A 3,639-nucleotide genomic window follows, 5' to 3' on the forward strand; every position below is an offset into this window, starting at 1 on the left:
ACAGAGGCGTGGTTATATGGGGATCATTACAAATGGAGAGCCATGAGAGCAAATGGGATTTTAGAGGAATATATTACAGGTTCTGCAAGTGATTATGAGAAATTTTTAGCTTGGGCGAAAACAGTACCAATGACGATAGGAAATCCATTGTATAATTGGACTCATTTAGAATTACAACGTTTTTTTGGTATCAATGAAATATTAAATGAAAAAACTGCACCGATGATTTGGGAAAAAGTGAATCAATTATTAAGTCAAGAGGATTTTTCGGTAAGGGCTTTAATTAAAAAATCGGGTGTTGAAGTGATTTGTACAACTGATGATCCTGTAGATGAATTAGAATATCATCAAATGTTAAGGAAAGAGGAAAATTTTGATACAAAGGTATTACCAAGCTTCCGTCCTGACAAAGGATTGGAAATCAATCGAGATGGATTTGTTACATGGGTGGAAAGATTAGCGATCGTTTCTGGTAATGCAATCAATGATTATCATGATTTTTTATCCTCTCTAGAATCGAGGATTGAGTTTTTTCACGAATTAGGTGGAAGGGTATCGGATCATGCAATTGATGTCATGATGTTTACCGAAACGACTAAGGAAGAAGTAAATCAAATTTTCTGTAAGGCATTAAGCGGTGAAAAAATAACACTTGATGAGGAACAAAAATATAAATCGTTTACTCTCGTATTTCTTGGTGAAAAATATGCTAGCTTAGGATGGGCGATGCAGTTACATATTAATGCACTTAGAAATAATAATAAAAGGAAGTTAGCAGAACTAGGGCCTGATACAGGATTTGACTGTATGAATGATGATTTAATTGCAAAGCCTCTAGTTCAATTCCTTGACAGCTTAGAACAGAAGCATTCATTGCCAAAAACGATACTATATTCCCTTAATCCACGAGATAATCACGTATTAGCAAGTATCATTGGCAGTTTTCAAGGGGATGGAGTTCCAGGAAAAATGCAATTTGGTACAGCATGGTGGTTTAATGACCAGAAGGATGGAATGTTGGATCAAATGAAGGCTCTTGCAAATATCGGATTATTTAGTCAATTTATCGGTATGCTTACGGATTCTAGAAGCTTTCTTTCTTATACAAGACATGAATATTTTAGAAGACTAGTATGTAACTTGATAGGTGAATGGGTGGAAAATGGTGAAGTACCAAATGATCCTGACTTATTAGGAAGCATTGTAAAAGGGATATCATATGATAACGCGAGAAATTATTTTCAGTTTTCGAAGGTAACAGTATGATATTCTAGGTTAAAAGGATGTTTAAGGTAGGTTTATAATAAATGGCTGTAACGATAAAGGATATCGCTAAAATAGCGAATGTATCACATACAACAGTTTCACGGGCATTAAACAATAGCCCATTAATTAAAGAAAAGACAAAGAAGAAAATAATGGAAATAGCAAAGGAGCTTAATTATTCTCCAGATGTTCATGCTAGAAGCTTAGTCTTACAAAAATCCTATACGATCGGTTTATTTTTTACGAGTCTTTCTAATGGAACATCATCAAGCTTTTTAGCTGAAACGATTAAAGGAATCAATGATGTGATTGATAAAAACTATCATATTGTAATTAGAGGTACTGAGGATTATCATGATTATTCAGCAATCTCTAGTAAGAGGTTTGATGGAATTATTTTGATGAGTCAAAGTGACGCGGACAATACATTTATTGATGATGTTGTCAAAAAGGAGATTCCTCTAGTTGTTTTAAATCGTCATGTTGAGAACGAAAATATTGTTAACATCCTCTCAAATGATCGTGAAGGAGCTTTTCAAGCAGCTAATTTATTTATAGATTTTGGCCATACAAATATTGCGATTATTGAAGGGACTTCTCAATTTCGTTCATCTAAGGAAAGAAAATCTGGCTTTATTCAAGCACTAAAAGCGAAGAAGATTCCAGTTCGAAGTGATTATATGGTGCAAGCAAATTATGATATGGAAAGCGGTTATGAGGCAATGAAGAGGCTATTGGTATTGCAACAGCCTCCAACCGCTGTATTTTGTTCAAATGATGATATGGCAATAGGTGCAATGAAAGCAATCTATGAAGCAGGATTAACTGTACCAAATGATATGTCGATTATCGGATTTGATGATATAGGTTTTTCACAATATACGATACCTGCCCTTACAACAGTAAAACGACCTATTGAAAAGATAAGTCAAGTTGGAGCAGAAAAGCTAATGGCAATGATCGAAAAGGAAAAGTCACAAAAAAATCCGTGCTTTTTACCAACTCATCTCGTAAAACGCCAATCTGTGACGAGACCGCAAAGTTAATTAGAGGCCGCAAATTGCGGTTTGCTTTTCACAGTATTGTTAACGTGTGCATTAATAAAAGGAGGTATTCTATTGGAACAATTATCAGCTAATATCGTACAAAACGAGTATGAACAATATCCTGAAAGAGTTATCCAATTTGGCACAGGAAATTTCTTGAGAGCGTTTTTGGATTGGCAGGTCCATGTTATGAATCAACATCAATTATTTCGTGGTCGAATCGTTGTTGTCCAATCAACTAAAAGCGGAACAGTTCAAACGATTAATCAACAAGATGGATTATATACAATCTATTTGCAAGGAATAAAAGAAAATAATCCTGTGAGTGAACATGAGGTAGTAAAAAGTATTAGCAGGGGAATCAATATTACGAGTGAATATGAAGAATATGTAGCTCTTGCTTCAAATCCAGATTTACGTTTTATTTTTTCAAATACGACGGAGGCGGGTATTTCATTTCATCGCGATGATACGTTAGATAAGCCACAAAGTAGTTTTCCAGGTAAATTAACGGCATTTCTTTATAAACGGTACCAAGTTTTTAATGGTGATAAATCAAAAGGCTTTATCATTTTTCCATGTGAGCTAATTGAGGATAATGGGGCTGAATTAAAAAGAATAATCGTGGAATATGCACGTTTATGGAAGTTAGATGAAGCCTTTATCTCCTGGTTAAATGAAGCTAATACATTTTGTAATACATTAGTCGATAGAATTGTTCCAGGATTTCCTAAAGATTCGATTGATAAAAAAATAACAGAGCTGGGATATAAGGATGAATTAATTGTTGTAGGTGAGCAATTTCATCTATTTGTCATCGAAGGACCGGAATATATTAAAGAGGAATTTCCTGCTGAGTTAGTTGGGTTAAATGTTCATGTTGTCGATGATTTACGACCTTTCAGATTGAAAAAAGTGAGGCTATTAAACGGTGCACATACATTAATGTCACCTGTAGCTTACTTAATTGGCTTAAACACAGTTTATGAGGCTGTTACGACAGAATTGTCAAAGAACTTTATTGATCATGTCTTATATAAAGAAATTGTTCCCACTTTGCCATACAATGAACAAGAAGTGTTAGACTTTGCTAATGATGTCATGAATCGGTTTAAAAATCCATTTATTAAACATTACTTATCTAGCATATCATTAAATTCAATTGCAAAATTTAAGGCAAGAGTCGTGCCAACTTTGAAAGATTATTTAGATAAATATGAAACAGTTCCAAAAGGAATTCTTTTCTCACTTAGTGCACTCCTTTTATTTTATCGAGGAAAACGAGAACATGAAGAAATTCCACTTGTTGATGATGAATACGTAATAA

General features: G+C 34.1%; 3 protein-coding genes. All 3 read left to right on the plus strand.

Annotation, left to right across the window (positions count from 1 at the left end):
• Positions 1-1,266 (plus strand): glucuronate isomerase (gene uxaC, locus HU235_RS15140; protein ID WP_174880733.1); only part of this gene is annotated, 1,266 nt, incomplete at its 5' end.
• Positions 1,267-1,307: 41 nt separating this feature from the next.
• Positions 1,308-2,312, plus strand: coding sequence for a LacI family DNA-binding transcriptional regulator (locus tag HU235_RS15145; RefSeq protein ID WP_174880734.1), 1,005 nt, complete (start codon positions 1,308-1,310; stop codon positions 2,310-2,312).
• Between the two features lie 72 nt (positions 2,313-2,384).
• Positions 2,385-3,639: tagaturonate reductase (locus tag HU235_RS15150; RefSeq protein WP_174880735.1), on the plus strand; the 1,255-nt coding region annotated here is incomplete at its 3' end.

It is taken from the genome of Metabacillus niabensis (genome assembly GCF_902829255.1).
Classification (GTDB): Bacteria; Bacillota; Bacilli; order Bacillales; family Bacillaceae; genus Metabacillus; species Metabacillus niabensis.

Excerpts from the sequence above, each read along its gene's own strand:
- HU235_RS15145 (WP_174880734.1), top strand. The coding sequence starts at position 1,308 with ATGGCTGTAACGATAAAGGATATCGCTAAAATAGCGAATGTATCACAT.